This window comes from Tessaracoccus oleiagri (assembly GCF_900103275.1).
GTDB classification, from domain to species: Bacteria; Actinomycetota; Actinomycetes; order Propionibacteriales; family Propionibacteriaceae; genus Arachnia; species Arachnia oleiagri.
Window position 1 is genome coordinate 678,443 of record NZ_FNGP01000001.1, and the last position, 13,667, is coordinate 692,109.

Consider the following 13,667-nt stretch of genomic DNA (forward strand, 5'->3'; position numbering starts at 1 on the left):
GCGGCTCAGCGGTCGTCGGGCTCCGACTGCTCCAGGTTCTGCCGGATCTCGGCGGCGTCCTCGGCGGCCTCGTCGACCATCGCCGCGGCGACCGGTCGCGCCGGGGTCAGGACCGACGCGTACTCGTGCTCGTGCGTGTAGGCGAGGAAGCCGAGGTGGGCCTCGTAGCGGTCGAGGACGTCGTCGATGACCTGCTGCTTGGTGACGCCGTACAGGTCGTAACCCTCGGAGCCGGTCTGGGCGAAGACCTCGACCCGGTAGTAGACGTCCTTGCCGCTGTGCACCGCGCCGCGTCCGCCGAACGTCGGGACGGGGGCCTCCACCGCCTTCGCGTGGTACTGGAAGCCACGCTGGCCGGTGATCGTGACCGTGAGCCGGTGCCCGGCGATGCCGGAGTCCGCGTCGGGGGTCGCGACGAGCGCCGCGTCGTAGCCCTGGGCCTCGAACTCGCGCAGCACGTCGGCCAGCGCCGGCTGCACCGTGCGCTCCATGAACTGGGCGACCTGCTTCTTCGACGGGTAGCTCCGCATCCCAGCGAGCCGCTGGCGCCAAGTCCGGTCCGGGACCGCCCCGCCGTGCGCCGCCGCGGAGTGGCGACGGAGCGTGCGCCCCTCCCGCTCGGCCCGCTCCATGCGCAGCACCTTGGAGAAGGACATCATCACCAGGTAGGCGATGACCGTGAACGGCAGCGCGAAGATCAGGGTGGCGTACTCCATCGTGGTGACCCCTCCCGCCACGAGCATCGCGATGGTGAGGATCGCCGTGACCAGCGCCCAGAAGATGCGCAGCCACTTCGCGCCGTCGTCGCCCGGATCGGGGATGGAGGAGGAGAAGTTGGCCATCACCATCGCGCCCGAGTTGGCGCTGGTGAGGTAGAACAGCAGCCCGGACAGCGTGGCGAGCCCGATGAGGAACGCGGCACCGGGGAACATCTCCAGCAGCGCGTACCAGCCCTGCTCGGGGTGGTCGATCGCGAGCTGCGCGAAGTCCATGTTGCCGTTGAAGACCTGGAAGAGCGCGGAGTTGCCGAAGAGGGACACGATGAGGAAGTCGCACAGCACGGGCGCGGTGATGGCGGCGATGACGAATTCGCGCAGCGTCCGGCCGCGGGAGATCCGGGCGAGGAAGAGGCCGACGAACGGCCCCCACGCGAGCCAGAAGGCCCAGAAGAAGAGGGTGTTGCCCGCCATCCAGACCGCCCCGTCGCCTTCGTAGACGAAGGTCTGGAGCGTGCGCTCGGGGAGCGTGAAGAGGAACCGGCCGATGTTCTGCACCAGCCCGTTGAGGAGGAACGCCGTCTGGCCGGTGACGAGGATGTAGAGCATCATCGCGGCGGCGGACCAGATGTTGAGCTCGGAGACGAGCTTGATGCCCTTGTCCACGCCCGACGAGGTGGCGGCCACGGTCAGCACCACGGCGACGACCACGAGCGCGATCTGCAGGGCGAGACCCTGGGGCAGCCCGAAGATCAGCGAGAAGCCGATGTTGAGCAGGACGACACCGATGCCCATCGACGTGGCGACGCCGAACATGGTGCCGATGAGGGTGACGATGTCGATCGCGTCGCCCAAGCCGCCCTTCACACGCTTGCCGAGCAGCGGGTAGAGCGCCGCGCGGATCGACAGCGGCATGCCCCAGCGGTACGCGAAGTAACCCATCGCCATGCCCAGCAGCGAGTACATGGCCCATCCGGCCACGCCGTAGTGGAACATCGTCCACACGACGGCGTCCTGCGCCGCGGCGACGTCGCCGCCCGCACCTGCCGGCGGCTGGAGGTAGTGCTGGATCGGGCCGGTGACGGAGTAGAACAGCATGTCGATGCCCACGCCGGCCGCGAAGAGCATCGCCACCCAGGTGAACAGCTTGTACTGCGGCCGGGAGTGGTCCGGGCCGAGCCGCACCTTGCCCTCCTTGGAGAGTGCCACCCACAGCACGAAGCCGATCACGAGTGTGACGGTGAGGACGTAGTACCAGCCGAGGTTGGTGCCGATCCACGTCACCACGTGCAGCATCACGTCGCGCGCGTGAGAGGGCGCGAGCATCGCCCAGACGGAGAACGCGAGGATGATGGCCGAGGCCACGACGAGCACGAGCCAGTTCACCCTGGGCCGGGTGTCGGTGACCAGTTCGGTCGGTCCCTTCACCATCTCGCTGCTGGTGACCGGGGCGCGGAACTGCTCCTCGCGCTCCTGCCGTTGGCGTCGGCGATCGGTGGAGGGATCGGTGCCGCCCAGTTTCGCGCGCTCCAGCCGGGCGTCCGCCGCCCGTCGCGACGACTCCAGCGCTGTGCTCTCTGCTTCCGACATGCTGCTCCTCCTCTGAGCGCGGACACCCGTAAAGGGGCCCCGCGCTGGCCGACATTGGGACCGCCGCGGCCTTGCTCGTCGGCGATCGGGGCGCAGCCGTCGTGTCCCCCCGGGACGGCTCGGCGCCTCGTCGAGTCTAAGGATGCGCCCCGAGAAGTCCAGTTGAAGGATGAATCACCTTGTGAGGGTGCCGGTCAGCGCGCTGTCCAGGCCCCGTCGGGCCACTCGGGCAGCGGAGGCAGCCACAGCACGATGCCTCGTCTCCGGAGCTCGTCGAGATGTCCCTCGACGGTGTCGCGCGGCAGCCCGGCGCGCTCCGCCAGCTCTGCCGTTGTCAGCGGACGCTCTGCGGCCAGCACGGCGTCGCGGACCCGCTCCGCGTCGGGGGAGAGCGGTGGGCGCTCGTCGCGCCGCTTGCTCCAGGGCAGTCGCATGGCGCTCAGGCTAGCGGCTCCTCCGCGCGCGGCTCCCTATAGTGAGCCCCATGCCGTCTGCCGAAGGAACGCTCGACTGGAAGCCGCTCGCCGACCACCCGGAGCTGGTCGCCCCACCGGTGGCGGCGGCAGCGCATCTGGTGCCGGGGGCGCGCGTCGCGGAGATCGATCCCGACCTCGCCGACACCGCCGCGTTCTGTGCCGCCTACGACGTGGCGGTCGAGGCGTCGGCCAACTGCGTGGTCGTCGCGGGGCGGCGCGGCGAGGAGAGCGTCCTCGCGGCGGTGATCGTGCTCGCCACCGACAAGGCGGACGTCAACAAGACGGTCCGCAAGGAGCTGGGCATGCGGAAGATGTCGTTCGCATCACAGGCCGAGACCGAGGCGGCGACCGGCATGCTGCAGGGCGGCATCACGCCCGTCGGGCTGCCGGATGACTGGCCGATCCTGGTCGACGAGGCGGTCGTGGCGGCGGGGCCGGTGGTCATCGGCGGTGGCGCGCGCGGGGCGAAGCTCCTCGTCGACGGGGCAGCGCTGGCCTCCCTGCCGGGGGCGCGGGTGCTGCCGCTGACGCTCTGACCGCAGACCGGCTCAGGCGGTCCGCGGCGCGTACATGATCACGGCGACGCCGACGAGGCAGACGAGGGCGCCCACCACGTCGTAGCGGTCCGGTCGGAACCCGTCGACCACCATTCCCCACGCCAGCGAGCCGGCGACGAAGACCCCACCGTAGGCGGCGAGGATGCGGCCGAAGTTGGCATCGGGCTGGAGGGTGGCGACGAAGCCGTACAGCCCCAGCGCGATCACGCCGGCGCCGATCCACGCCCAGCCCTTGTGCTCGCGGACGCCCTGCCAGACCAGCCAGGCGCCGCCGATCTCAGCGAGCGCGGCGACGAGGAACAGCAGGATCGACTTGGCCGGGATCATGCCCGCGAGCCTCCCACGTGGCGACGGAGCCAGTCCATCAGAGGCCGGTACGCCCGCCAGTCCTCGGCGACGTGGTCCCTCACCTCGGGCGTGGGCAGCCACTCCGGCTCCCCGTACCGGCGGGCGGCGTCGAGGGTGCGGTGGCGGAGGAGGTCGAGGAACGGATGGTCGTCGGGCACCCCTCGCGGGCGCGTCTTGAGGCGGTCGCCCTCGACGGCGAAGCCCGCCGAGCGGAGGCCGTCCACGATGCGCTGCAGCTCGGCACCGGCGTCCTCGTCGTCGAGCGCGGCGCGGTAGCGGGCGACCTGGTCGCTCGTCGAGGCGTACCACCCGCCGGCGGTCATCAACCCGTCGGCGCTCACTTGCACGTACCAGCCCATCCGTGACGCAGTCGTGACGACGAGGCCCTGGTGCGTCTTGTACGGCGACTTGTCGGGGGAGAACCGCACGTCGCGGTTGGGTCGGAACACCTTCGCGGGGCCGAACTCCTCCTCCAGCGAGGCGGCCACCGCCTCCATCGGCGCGCGCACGAAGGTGTCGTAGCGGCCGCGGTTGGCGGCCCACCACTCGCGGGTGTTGTTGACCTCCAGGTCCTCGTAGAAGTCCACGGCCTCCAGCGGGATCCCCTCGAACGCAGTCATGGGGCCGACTCTAGAACGCGACGGCGCCCGCACTGTAGCTTGGTGCCGACCGACGACGGCAGCCGTTCCCGGAGGAAACCAATGGCTACGCAACCACAGCCCAAGCCGGGCATGTCGCCCGAGGACCTGATGCAGTGGTTCGCCGACAGCTTCGGGGTCGACCTCCGCGACATGCCGCCGCAAGAGGCGGTCGGCATGTTGATGGACCTGGGCCGCCTGTCCCAGGTGATGCCCTGGGAGGAGCCCAGGGAACCACTCGAGCTTGCCCCACCGCCCGCCCAGTCACTCCGCTACACCTTGAAGGTGACTCTGGACGGATCCAAGCCGCCGATCTGGCGTCGCATCACGGTGCCGTCCGAAGTGACGCTCGACCAGTTCCACCACGTGCTGCAGGCCGCGATGGGATGGACCAACAGCCACCTGCACCAGTTCACCCCCGGGCACGACCGCCTCGGCCAGCGCACCGAGAAGATAGTCACCCCCTTCGACGTGTCGGAGGGCGACGCGGGGCGCGAGGAATCGACGATCAGGCTCGACGCGCTCGTCACGAAGCCGGGCGACAAGCTGCACTACTGGTATGACTTCGGCGACAGCTGGCACCACACCGTCCTGCTCGAGAAGACTGAACCACGCGCCGCCGACGATGACCGCGCGGCTTGCCTGGCTGGTCGCCGCGCCTGCCCGCCGGAGGACATCGGCGGCATCCACTTCTACTCCACCATCTTCGACAGCGCCGAGGATCCCGACGCGCCCGAGTACGAGTGGGCCCGCGAGATCGTCGCGAACCTGCGGCTGACGCGGGAGGAAGCCGCGGCGTTCGACCTCGAGGCGCACGACTTGGCGGTTCGTCGGGCGATGGCGGGTGGCCGAGCCCTACGACGCATGATCGGCGACCCCGGGGCGTACCCCGTCGCGATCCGCGAGCTCTTCAGCGGCCTCGGCCACGAAGCGGCCGAATACGTCGCCGGTTACGTGGACGCTGCCCGAGTCGAAGACCCGGTCCGGGTCGAACCCGACGAGGCCCGCGAGGCCACGGCTGTGGTGCGGGCTTTCCTGGACCACGTGGGTGACGGGGGCCTGGAAATGACCGCGGCCGGCTACCTCAAGCCCGCGAGCGTGTCGGCCCTGATGGCGGAACTGGACCCCGACCGGGCTTGGATCGGCAGCGCGACCGTGGAGCGCCACACCGGGCCGTTGCTGAACGCCCGCGAGATCATCACCGGCATGGGGCTGCTCCGGAAGACCCGCGGCAGGCTGGTGCTGACCAAGGCCGGCGCCAGACTCCGCAAGGACCCGGTGGGGCTCTGGTGGCACATCGCCCGCCGCCTCCCCGTCGAGCGCCCGGACGAGGGACGCGATGCGGCGGTGTTCCTGCTCCTGCACCTCGCCGCCGGCCGCGATGAGGGCTCGATGGGCGACGAGCTCGAAATGTTCATGGCCGTCCGCGGCTGGCACTTGCCGGACGAGGGGTTGGCGCGTTGGGGCGATCCGTGGCGATCCTTCGCTCGCCGCACCGAGGAGGTGCTGCGGTGGGCCGCTTCGGGGCGGGTCTACGACTTCCCTGTCGCACCCTTGGGCTCGCCGGCGTCCAGGCAGTTGGCGAGGGGTGCGCTCGCCGTGACGCGGGACGGCGACTAGGGCGCATCTGGGGATTCCGGTTGAATTGGCCGGGCATTCGGCGCTAGCCGCGCCGCACCTCGTACACCAAGCGCGCGAACTGGCCATGGGCCTGCGCGGACATTAGCCGCAGCCAGTCGGACTCGACGCGGCGGGGCAGGAGCGGCGCCCCGCCGGTGAGCGCGACCGGCGCCACGGAGATGGCGAGCTCGTCGAGCAGCCCCGTATCGAGGAACTGGCCGGCGAGGTCGCCGCCGCCCACGACCCAGATGTTGCCGTCGCCCGCGGCCGCGCGGATGGCGTCGATGTGGTCGGTGACCGGGCCGGCGACGATGCGCACGTCGGCGCCGTCGGGGATCGGGAGGTTGCGGGTGGTGAAGAGGAATGTCGGTCGCGAGCCGTGGAAGCCCTGCCATTTCTCGGGGTGGGCGAGGATGTCCTCGTGCTCGAGGATCCACTCGTAGGTGGTGGAGCCCTCCACCATGACGGTCACGTCCTCGGGGAACAGGCCCTCGTCGGGCTGCTCCCCGCCCTCGACGGCGAACAGCCAGTCGAGCGAGTTGTGCTCGTCGGCGATGAACCCGTTGATGCTCGTGGCGGTGTCGAAGATGATCTTGCCCATGGGGCGACGCTACGCCGCATTAGGTGGCTCGGCTGAAAGATAAGTCTTGACTTATATGGCGGTGCGGGGAAGACTGGCCCCATGCACGCGCTCGACGTCCTCGCCGATCCTGTGCGGCGGAGGATCCTGGAGCTCCTCGCCGACGGGGAACTGACCGCGGGCGAGATCGGGGCGACGGTGATGGCCGAGTTCGGCATCAGCCAGCCGGCGGTGTCGCAGCACCTACGGGTGCTGCGGGAGCAGGGCTTCGCCACGGTGAGGGCGGAGGGCAATCGTCGGTTCTACGCCGTCGACGGCACCGGCCCGGCGCAGGCGCACGAGTGGCTCACGCCCTTCGAGCGGTTCTGGTTGCCGAAGCTCGACGCGCTGGGCACCGAGCTGGCGCGCGGTCGTCGCCAGCGGCGCCTCGACGGTGGGGGCGTGCACCCCGAGTCGGAACAGAAGGAGTGAATCATGGTCGACGTCATCAGCCAGTTGGGCGCGGTCAGCCGTCGCGTCAGCACCGAGCAGCGCGACGGCGAGGAGTCGCACGTCCAGAGCCTCGAGCAGACGTATCCGTCGCCGATCGACGACGTCTGGGACGCCGTGACGAACCCGGAGCGCATCGTGCGCTGGTTCCTGCCCGTGAGCGGCGACCTGCGGCTCGGTGGCCGCTACCAACTCGAGGGCAACGCCGGCGGCGAGGTGCTCGAGTGCGAGCCCCCGGCCGATGGCCGGGCCGGGTACCGGATCACGTGGGAGTTCGGGGGCGGCAAGTCGTGGGTGACCGTCCGGCTCGAGGGACAGGGGGAGTCGACGCGGTTCGTGCTTGAACACGTTGCCCGGGTGGCCGACATCCCCGCGGAGATGTGGCAGACGTACGGTCCGGGCGCCACGGGCGTCGGCTGGGACGGAGGCCTGCTCGGCCTCGGGCTGCACCTCGGCGCGACGGAGGGCTCCCTCTCGCCGGCTGAGGCCGCCGCCTGGGCGGGTACCGAAGAGGGGCGGCGGTTCTACTCGGGCGCCGCCGAGGCCTGGGGCCGGGCGCACGTCGAGGCGGGGGCCGATCCGGACGTCGTCGCCGACAACGTCAAGGCCACGACCAGCTTCTACACCGGGGTCGCCTGACACCCTGCCCGGGGGAGGATGGGGCATGCGCACCAGTCGTCGCCCCAACCTCCTGTTCGTGATGTCCGACGACCACGCCGCCCACGCGATCAGTGCGTACGGCAGCCGGGTCAACTCGACGCCGAACATCGACCGCATCGCCGACGAGGGCGCCCGGCTCGACCGGGTGTTCTGCACCAACTCCATCTGCACCCCGTCGCGGGCGACGATCCTCACCGGCACCTACAGCCACGTCAACGGGGCGTGCTCCATCTACTCGGAGCTCGACTACCGGGTGCCGGCGTATTCGCAGGTGCTGCAGTCCGAGGGATACCAGACCGCGCTCTTCGGCAAGTGGCACCTGGGCCGCTCCGCGCAGGCTCAGCCGAGGGGGTTTGACGAGTGGCGCATCTTCCCCGACCAGGGCGACTACGTCGATCCTTTCATGTACGGGCCCGACGGCGAGGGCGTCATCGACGGCTACGCGACCGACATCATCACCGACCTCAGCCTCGACTGGCTCGCGCGCCGCGACGAGGAACGTCCCTTCTGCCTGATGGTGCACCACAAGGCGCCCCACCGGCCGTGGGTGCCGCACGAGCGCCACCGCGACCTCTACCCGCTGGGCTCGATCCCCGAGCCCGAGACGATGTGGGACGACCACGCCACCCGGGCCGAGGTGGTGCGCGACGTCGCCATGACGATCGCGGACGACCTCACCGACGAAGACGTGAAGGCCCCGCTGCCGCCGGAGCTCGATGGCCCCGACGCGGTCCGCGAGCGCGCGTCGTGGAAGTACCAGCGCTACATGCGCGACTACCTCCAGACCGTGCAGGCCGTCGACGACGGTGTGGGCAGGCTGCTCGACTGGCTCGACCGCGAGGGGCTGACCGAGGACACGATCGTCGTCTACACCTCAGACCAGGGGTTCTTCCTCGGCGACCACGGCTGGTTCGACAAGCGGCTCATGTTCGAGGAGTCGCTGGGCATGCCGCTGGTGATCCGCTGGCCGGCGGAGATCCCGCCGGGCTCACGGTGCGAGGCGATCATCACCAACGTCGACTTCGCCGCCACCTTCCTGGACATGTGCGGCGTCGACCCGGTCACTTCCCTCCCGCAGCAACAGGGCCGCAGCTTCCGAGCGCTGCTGCGGGGCGAGGAGGTGCCGGACTGGCCGTCGTCGATGTATTACCGCTACTGGGAGCACGACGACCCGGCCCACCATGCACCCGCCCACTACGGGGTGCGCACCGAGCGCTACAAGTACATCGTCTACTACAACGACGGCCTCGGGACACCAGGTTCGTCGGACCGCGTGATGCCAGTCGAGTACGAGTTGTACGACCTGGCGGAGGATCCCGCCGAGCTGGTCAACGTCGTCGACGAGCCGGCCTATCGCGCGGTGCGACGAGACCTCGAGGCCGAACTTGAGCGGCTGCAGCGCCACTACGGCGACCAGCCGTATCAGGGCCCCGACACCCCGCGGCTGGACTGGAGCGTTTGAGTGGATCGGGACGCCCGTGCGCTGGATCGGTGATCCGGGGCCGGGGTTATGCTCCGGAAACAGCCGGTCGGCGGAAGCGCCAGCCGCTCGACGGAAGGCATGACCCATGACTCCCCGCATCGTTGTCTCACTCTTCGCCGTCGCGACTCTCTTCGGCGTCAGCGCATGTTCGGAAACGCCGAGCGACACCTCCGCGCCAACCACTCCCACGGAGTCGGCGGCCGCGGATCCGACGGCTTCCGAGACCACCGAGTCGGCCGAGCCGACGGAGGACGACTCCTCGAGCCCGGCCACGGGGGAGCAGTCGGTCGCCGAGGCCTGCACGGCCATCGCCGAGCCGATGACCCAGGCGAGCGAGGAACTGCAGGACATCGCCGCGTCGACGACCGACCCGGAGGCCGCCGTCGAAGCGTGGTCCACCGTGGTCGAGGCCTATGAGTCCGCCGCCGACAATGTCTCCAACGCCGAGGTCGAGGCCGCGGTCGACACCGCCTCCGAGGATCTCGCCGAGCTCCGTGACGCCCTGCAGAAGGCCTACGTGGAGAAGGACGCGGACGCCATGGGCCTCTACACCGACGCGGTGGCGGCGTTCCAGGAGTCCCAGACCGAGCTGATGGATCTCTGCGCCGGCTGAGTCAACCTTTTCCTCTCTACGACCCCTGATTCACCGCGCCCCCTTTGTCGTTGCTAGCATCAGCGCTAACAACGCAAAGGGGCGTGAATCATGACCAAATGGGGTCTCAGTTTTTTGACGGCTTTTCTGCTGCTGGTGGGTGCGCTGTTCTCCTCGCCGGCGGCGCTCGCAGATGACACCGTCGTCGCCGTGACCGCGGCGACGGCGGGCACCAAGGACGTCGGGGCGGCCACCAACGTGTGGGGCACCGTGAGCGGCGCTCCCGACAGTCGGGTGACCGTGCAGGCGCTCGTGAACGGCAACTGGTCCACGTCGCAGATCGGCAAGGCGGACGCGACGGGCTTCTACGCCCTGCCGCTCACGTACGGCAGCCACGTGCCCGGCACGTACTCGTACCGGGTGGTCGCCGAGACGTGGGCCGGGTACGTGGTGAGCCCGACGGTGACCCTCACCCGTGTGCAGAACGTCAAGGTCTCCGCGTCGACGGCGGGCAGCAAGCCGGTCGGCGCGGCGACCAACGTCTGGGGCACCGTCACGGGCGCCCCGAACCGGCCGGTGACCGTGCAGGCGCTCGTGAACGGCAACTGGTCCAACTCCCGCATCGGCACGACGAACGCCTCCGGCTTCTACGCGCTGCCGCTGACCTACGGCATGAACACCCCGGGGAAGTACTCCTTCCGCGTCGTGGTGACGACGACCGCCGGCTACGTCGTGAGCCCGACGGTGACCCTCACCCGGACGCAGAGCGTCACGGTCACCGCGTCGACGGCCGGCTCCAAGGAGGTCGGCCTCTCGACGAACATCTGGGGCACGGCGACCGGCGCCCCCAACCGCACGGTGACCGTCCAGGCGTGGGTGAACGGCCAGTGGTCCAACTCCCGCATCGGCATGACGAGCTCCACCGGTTTCTACGCGCTGCCGCTCACCTACGGGATGTACACCCCCGGCACGTACTCGTTCCGCGCGGTGGTCAGCACCGGCACCGGCTACGCCGTGAGCCCGACCGTCACGCTGACCAGGACCCAGAAGTCGGTGTCGCAGGCGCAGGCCATGCGCGCCGCCCAGGAGTACCTGGACTTCATGCCGTTCTCGCGCGCGGGTCTGATCGACCAGCTCGAGTACGAGGGCTTCACGACGGCGGACGCCACCTACGCGGTGGACCACATCGGGGCCGACTGGAACGCCCAAGCGCTGCGGGAGGCGAAGAGCTACCTGGAGATCTTCTACTTCTCCGAGGCGGGCTTGATCGACCAGCTCCTGTACGACGGGTACACCGAGGCCCAGGCCACGTACGGGGTCCGCAACTCCGGCGCCAACTGGTGGGAGGAGGCGGCCGGCCAGGCCGCGAGCTACCTTGAGTACGACAGCTTCACCCGGGCCGAGATGATCGACCAGCTTCTCTACGACGGTTTCACCGCCGACCAAGCGGCGTATGGCGCCACTTCGGTCGGTCTCACGTAGGCCTTAGTAAACAACTCAATGGACTCGGGGACCATTCACGACGTGGGTGGTCCCCGACGCCGTCCGCGGTAACACCCGCCGGACCGGCTACGAGCCACGAGATCGCATCGATGCTCGCTGCCCCGCAGAGTTGGTTCACGCCACTTGAAGACCCACTGGCGATGGTCCAACACGAACCCACCACCCGCTATTCCTGAGCGGTTACGCCAAGCTTGGCCAGTGGGGTCGCAGGACGTCGCCGTCATAATAAATCACTTGGCCATGGACCGCGCACGCGATGGATCTCCGGTGAGTGCCGCTCTCGGGCGAGGCGTACGGGTTGCTACTCCCTTGGCTATGGAAGGTGGTCCTCAAGGATCCTCTTGGAGTACGAAAGTGACAATTTCCCCAGCGCGGCCTTCTGAACTTGGCGTATCCGTTCGCGGGTCAGACCATAAAGTCTGCCAATTTCGTCCAAGGTCCTTTCCTTCCCATCATAGAGCCCGAATCTCATCGAAATGACGTCGGCCTCTCGAGCGGTCAAGAAACTCAAGGCGTACGTTACTGCTTCTTTGCGGAGGCTGACGCATAAGTACTCACATGGTCCCATTTCATCGACATCTTCGAGAACGTCGGCTAGTCGCGGATCTCCTGGGCCCCCGACAGACGCCTCCAGCCAGAGCGGCACGAGGTCATACGACAATAGCTCACGTATTCTTTGAGCGCTCATACCTGTTGCCACAGCCAGCTGCTCGGTCGTCGGGTACGTGCTCAATCCAGTGCTGAGCGTACGACAAGCTGCCTTGAGCGTGTTCATCTCTTCGACAACATGCACTGGGATGCGAATGGTTCGACTGTGGTCGGCCATTGCGCGGGTGATGGACTGCTTGATCCACCAAGTTGCGTATGTCGAGAACTTGTAACCTTTGGTGAAGTCGAACTTCTCGACTGCTCGAATCAAGCCAAGGTTGCCCTCCTGAATCAAATCCAGCAGGGGCAGCCCACGTCCCACGTATCGTCTAGCTATCTGGACCACCAAGCGCAAATTTGAGACTATCATATTTGCCTTGGCGCTCATGCCAATGTCAATCATTTCTTGGTACAGGTCAACTGTTTCCTGCGCCATGGCGTGACGGCGTTGCTCCAACACGTGCTGCGCATAGAGGCCGGCCTCGATCTGTTTTTCGAGTTCCACTTCTTGGTCTGCCCGCAGGAGAGGTATTTTACGGATTTGGGTCAGATAGATTGCGAGCGACTCTTGGACCTCGCCGAAAAGGGGGCCTTCGGGCGAACCGTCAGACGGATCGTGATCCGATGTACCTAGGCTCGTCGTTGCTACTTGAATGAGCGTGACCAACTGAGCGCCTGAATCTGCAGCTCTGCCCGCTGTGTCGCTCTCTTGAGGCTCTTGCGTCCTGCGGCAGGACTCGGCGCCCCCAGCTCCGTTCCGCCCGTGGCGGAAGTGGCGTGTGTCCTCGGCCGGCTTTCCTGGCGTTGCAGCACAGTCGGGTGACTCGTTCGAGGGTCTCAGCGCGGAGCGGAGCGCGTGCTTCATGTCGAGATCAGCGTCTTCTTCTGCTTGTCTAGCGACGGCGAGCACTTCGTCATGGAGACTAGGATCAATATCTCGGACTGAGCTGATCGTACGCGGATCTACCAAGGCCTCCAGTACATGCCAAGCAGTCTCGAAGTCCTGGGTAAATGTCGGATCAATCGTGAGAAGCGACCATTGATGTGCGACATCCCAGTTAACAGCGGCGTTCACGCTAGGGGCGGTGGTAAAGACCACGCAGGGACGTACCGCGCTCTGGGTTGGAACTTGTTCGGGATTGACATAGGCGCCAACTAGCTCGCGGCACGTCGCGTTTCCAAGCCAAAGCTCAGCATCCGTGACCCCTGCATCACCAAACGTCGCACCGCGAGGGAAGGTTCGCTGTACGAGTTCGGTGGCGGATGCGGCACCCCTGCCGGCGACATGTACTGCACGCCATGGGCTTGGCAGTTTGAGACACCGCATGAGCGGAGCCAAGGGACCGATGACACGCGGATCTTGTCGGTTGATGGCGCCGCCAAGGGCGCTTCCGAAGGCCGCCTTGAGCAGGCGCGCCTCAGCTCCCGACACGGCGGACATGAACTCCTCAATGCCCAGTCGCGAGACTGCAGAACTTTCACCGACCTCGTAGACGTATAGGCCTTCTACGATGTCCAATATCATCGCGCGCAAGCCCTCCGCGGGCGGAGCAGCCGCATGTGGCGAGTGCACGCTCGTGCTTCCGTCGAGTCTTGCGAAGCTACGCCTTGGCGAGGAGTCTCGGTGCACCGGCTGGGCCAGGCCCTGTATGGGCTGCCAAAGACCTGCCGCAGTCTCAGCCATCGAACCGTCTTCCTCCTCGATCTCCCAGGGCCATGCCTGCTCTGCCTGAAGGCTAGCCGTGGCCACAGACAGGTTCCGGTACT

13 protein-coding genes are annotated in these 13,667 nt (G+C 67.9%); 7 read left to right on the top strand and 6 right to left on the bottom strand.

Annotation, left to right across the window (positions count from 1 at the left end; translation table 11 throughout):
- Positions 1 to 5 precede the first annotated feature (5 nt).
- Together betT and BLR46_RS03095 are read right to left on the bottom strand one after the other, a co-directional pair.
- Positions 6 to 2,306, bottom strand: coding sequence for a choline BCCT transporter BetT (betT, locus tag BLR46_RS03090; protein ID WP_093248789.1), 2,301 nt, complete (start codon positions 2,304 to 2,306; stop codon positions 6 to 8).
- A 194-nt stretch (positions 2,307 to 2,500) separates the two neighbouring features.
- Positions 2,501 to 2,740 carry a helix-turn-helix domain-containing protein gene (locus BLR46_RS03095; protein ID WP_093248791.1) on the bottom strand — a complete coding sequence of 80 codons (240 nt, stop codon included), beginning with the start codon at positions 2,738 to 2,740 and terminating at the stop codon, positions 2,501 to 2,503.
- A 50-nt stretch (positions 2,741 to 2,790) separates the two neighbouring features.
- Here BLR46_RS03095 and BLR46_RS03100 point away from each other — a divergent pair, with 50 nt between their 5' ends.
- Positions 2,791 to 3,318 (top strand): YbaK/EbsC family protein, encoded by a 528-nt coding sequence (locus BLR46_RS03100; protein WP_093248792.1) that lies wholly within the window; start codon positions 2,791 to 2,793, stop codon positions 3,316 to 3,318.
- Positions 3,319 to 3,330: 12 nt separating this feature from the next.
- On the opposite strand, the gene BLR46_RS03105 is transcribed toward BLR46_RS03100, so the two are convergent.
- Positions 3,331 to 3,666 (bottom strand): YnfA family protein, encoded by a 336-nt coding sequence (locus BLR46_RS03105; RefSeq protein ID WP_093248796.1) that lies wholly within the window; start codon positions 3,664 to 3,666, stop codon positions 3,331 to 3,333.
- Positions 3,663 to 4,307 carry a DUF2461 domain-containing protein gene (locus tag BLR46_RS03110; RefSeq protein ID WP_093248797.1) on the bottom strand — a complete coding sequence of 215 codons (645 nt, stop codon included), beginning with the start codon at positions 4,305 to 4,307 and terminating at the stop codon, positions 3,663 to 3,665. Before BLR46_RS03110 ends, BLR46_RS03105 begins: the two co-directional genes overlap by 4 nt.
- Before the next feature lie 81 nt (positions 4,308 to 4,388).
- Here BLR46_RS03110 and BLR46_RS03115 point away from each other — a divergent pair, with 81 nt between their 5' ends.
- Positions 4,389 to 5,945, top strand: a complete 1,557-nt coding sequence (locus BLR46_RS03115; RefSeq protein ID WP_093248798.1) for a plasmid pRiA4b ORF-3 family protein — start codon at positions 4,389 to 4,391, stop codon at positions 5,943 to 5,945.
- A gap of 43 nt (positions 5,946 to 5,988) precedes the next feature.
- On the opposite strand, the gene BLR46_RS03120 is transcribed toward BLR46_RS03115, so the two are convergent.
- On the bottom strand, positions 5,989 to 6,546 hold the full coding sequence (locus BLR46_RS03120; RefSeq protein WP_093248802.1) for a dihydrofolate reductase family protein: 558 nt from the start codon (positions 6,544 to 6,546) through the stop codon (positions 5,989 to 5,991).
- Between the two features lie 81 nt (positions 6,547 to 6,627).
- Here BLR46_RS03120 and BLR46_RS03125 point away from each other — a divergent pair, with 81 nt between their 5' ends.
- From BLR46_RS03125 to BLR46_RS14785, 5 genes are all read left to right on the top strand, one after another.
- Entirely contained in the window at positions 6,628 to 6,996 is a 369-nt protein-coding gene (locus BLR46_RS03125) for an ArsR/SmtB family transcription factor (RefSeq protein ID WP_093248806.1), read from the top strand.
- A 3-nt stretch (positions 6,997 to 6,999) separates the two neighbouring features.
- On the top strand, positions 7,000 to 7,653 hold the full coding sequence (locus BLR46_RS03130) for an SRPBCC family protein (RefSeq protein WP_093248807.1): 654 nt from the start codon (positions 7,000 to 7,002) through the stop codon (positions 7,651 to 7,653).
- A gap of 25 nt (positions 7,654 to 7,678) precedes the next feature.
- Positions 7,679 to 9,136, top strand: a complete 1,458-nt coding sequence (locus BLR46_RS03135) for a sulfatase family protein (RefSeq protein WP_093248809.1) — start codon at positions 7,679 to 7,681, stop codon at positions 9,134 to 9,136.
- A 106-nt stretch (positions 9,137 to 9,242) separates the two neighbouring features.
- Positions 9,243 to 9,770 (top strand): hypothetical protein, encoded by a 528-nt coding sequence (locus BLR46_RS03140; RefSeq protein WP_093248811.1) that lies wholly within the window; start codon positions 9,243 to 9,245, stop codon positions 9,768 to 9,770.
- Positions 9,771 to 9,860: 90 nt separating this feature from the next.
- A complete protein-coding gene (locus tag BLR46_RS14785; protein ID WP_143008189.1) occupies positions 9,861 to 11,231 on the top strand; it encodes an Ltp family lipoprotein in 1,371 nt (456 codons plus the stop codon).
- Positions 11,232 to 11,565: 334 nt separating this feature from the next.
- Here the strand turns inward: BLR46_RS14785 and BLR46_RS03150 are convergent, their stop codons facing one another.
- Positions 11,566 to 13,341 (bottom strand): sigma-70 family RNA polymerase sigma factor, encoded by a 1,776-nt coding sequence (locus BLR46_RS03150; RefSeq protein ID WP_176761636.1) that lies wholly within the window; start codon positions 13,339 to 13,341, stop codon positions 11,566 to 11,568.
- Between the last annotated feature and the right edge of the window lie 326 nt (positions 13,342 to 13,667).

Bases quoted from the DNA above. Each gene is read 5' to 3' on its own strand.
- betT (WP_093248789.1), bottom strand. From the start codon at position 2,306: ATGTCGGAAGCAGAGAGCACAGCGCTGGAGTCGTCGCGACGGGCGGCG.
- BLR46_RS03095 (WP_093248791.1), bottom strand. From the start codon at position 2,740: ATGCGACTGCCCTGGAGCAAGCGGCGCGACGAGCGCCCACCGCTCTCC.
- BLR46_RS03100 (WP_093248792.1), top strand. From the start codon at position 2,791: ATGCCGTCTGCCGAAGGAACGCTCGACTGGAAGCCGCTCGCCGACCAC.
- BLR46_RS03105 (WP_093248796.1), bottom strand. From the start codon at position 3,666: ATGATCCCGGCCAAGTCGATCCTGCTGTTCCTCGTCGCCGCGCTCGCT.
- BLR46_RS03110 (WP_093248797.1), bottom strand. From the start codon at position 4,307: ATGACTGCGTTCGAGGGGATCCCGCTGGAGGCCGTGGACTTCTACGAG.
- BLR46_RS03115 (WP_093248798.1), top strand. From the start codon at position 4,389: ATGGCTACGCAACCACAGCCCAAGCCGGGCATGTCGCCCGAGGACCTG.
- BLR46_RS03120 (WP_093248802.1), bottom strand. From the start codon at position 6,546: ATGGGCAAGATCATCTTCGACACCGCCACGAGCATCAACGGGTTCATC.
- BLR46_RS03125 (WP_093248806.1), top strand. From the start codon at position 6,628: ATGCACGCGCTCGACGTCCTCGCCGATCCTGTGCGGCGGAGGATCCTG.
- BLR46_RS03130 (WP_093248807.1), top strand. From the start codon at position 7,000: ATGGTCGACGTCATCAGCCAGTTGGGCGCGGTCAGCCGTCGCGTCAGC.
- BLR46_RS03135 (WP_093248809.1), top strand. From the start codon at position 7,679: ATGCGCACCAGTCGTCGCCCCAACCTCCTGTTCGTGATGTCCGACGAC.
- BLR46_RS03140 (WP_093248811.1), top strand. From the start codon at position 9,243: ATGACTCCCCGCATCGTTGTCTCACTCTTCGCCGTCGCGACTCTCTTC.
- BLR46_RS14785 (WP_143008189.1), top strand. From the start codon at position 9,861: ATGACCAAATGGGGTCTCAGTTTTTTGACGGCTTTTCTGCTGCTGGTG.
- BLR46_RS03150 (WP_176761636.1), bottom strand. From the start codon at position 13,341: ATGTCCGCCGTGTCGGGAGCTGAGGCGCGCCTGCTCAAGGCGGCCTTC.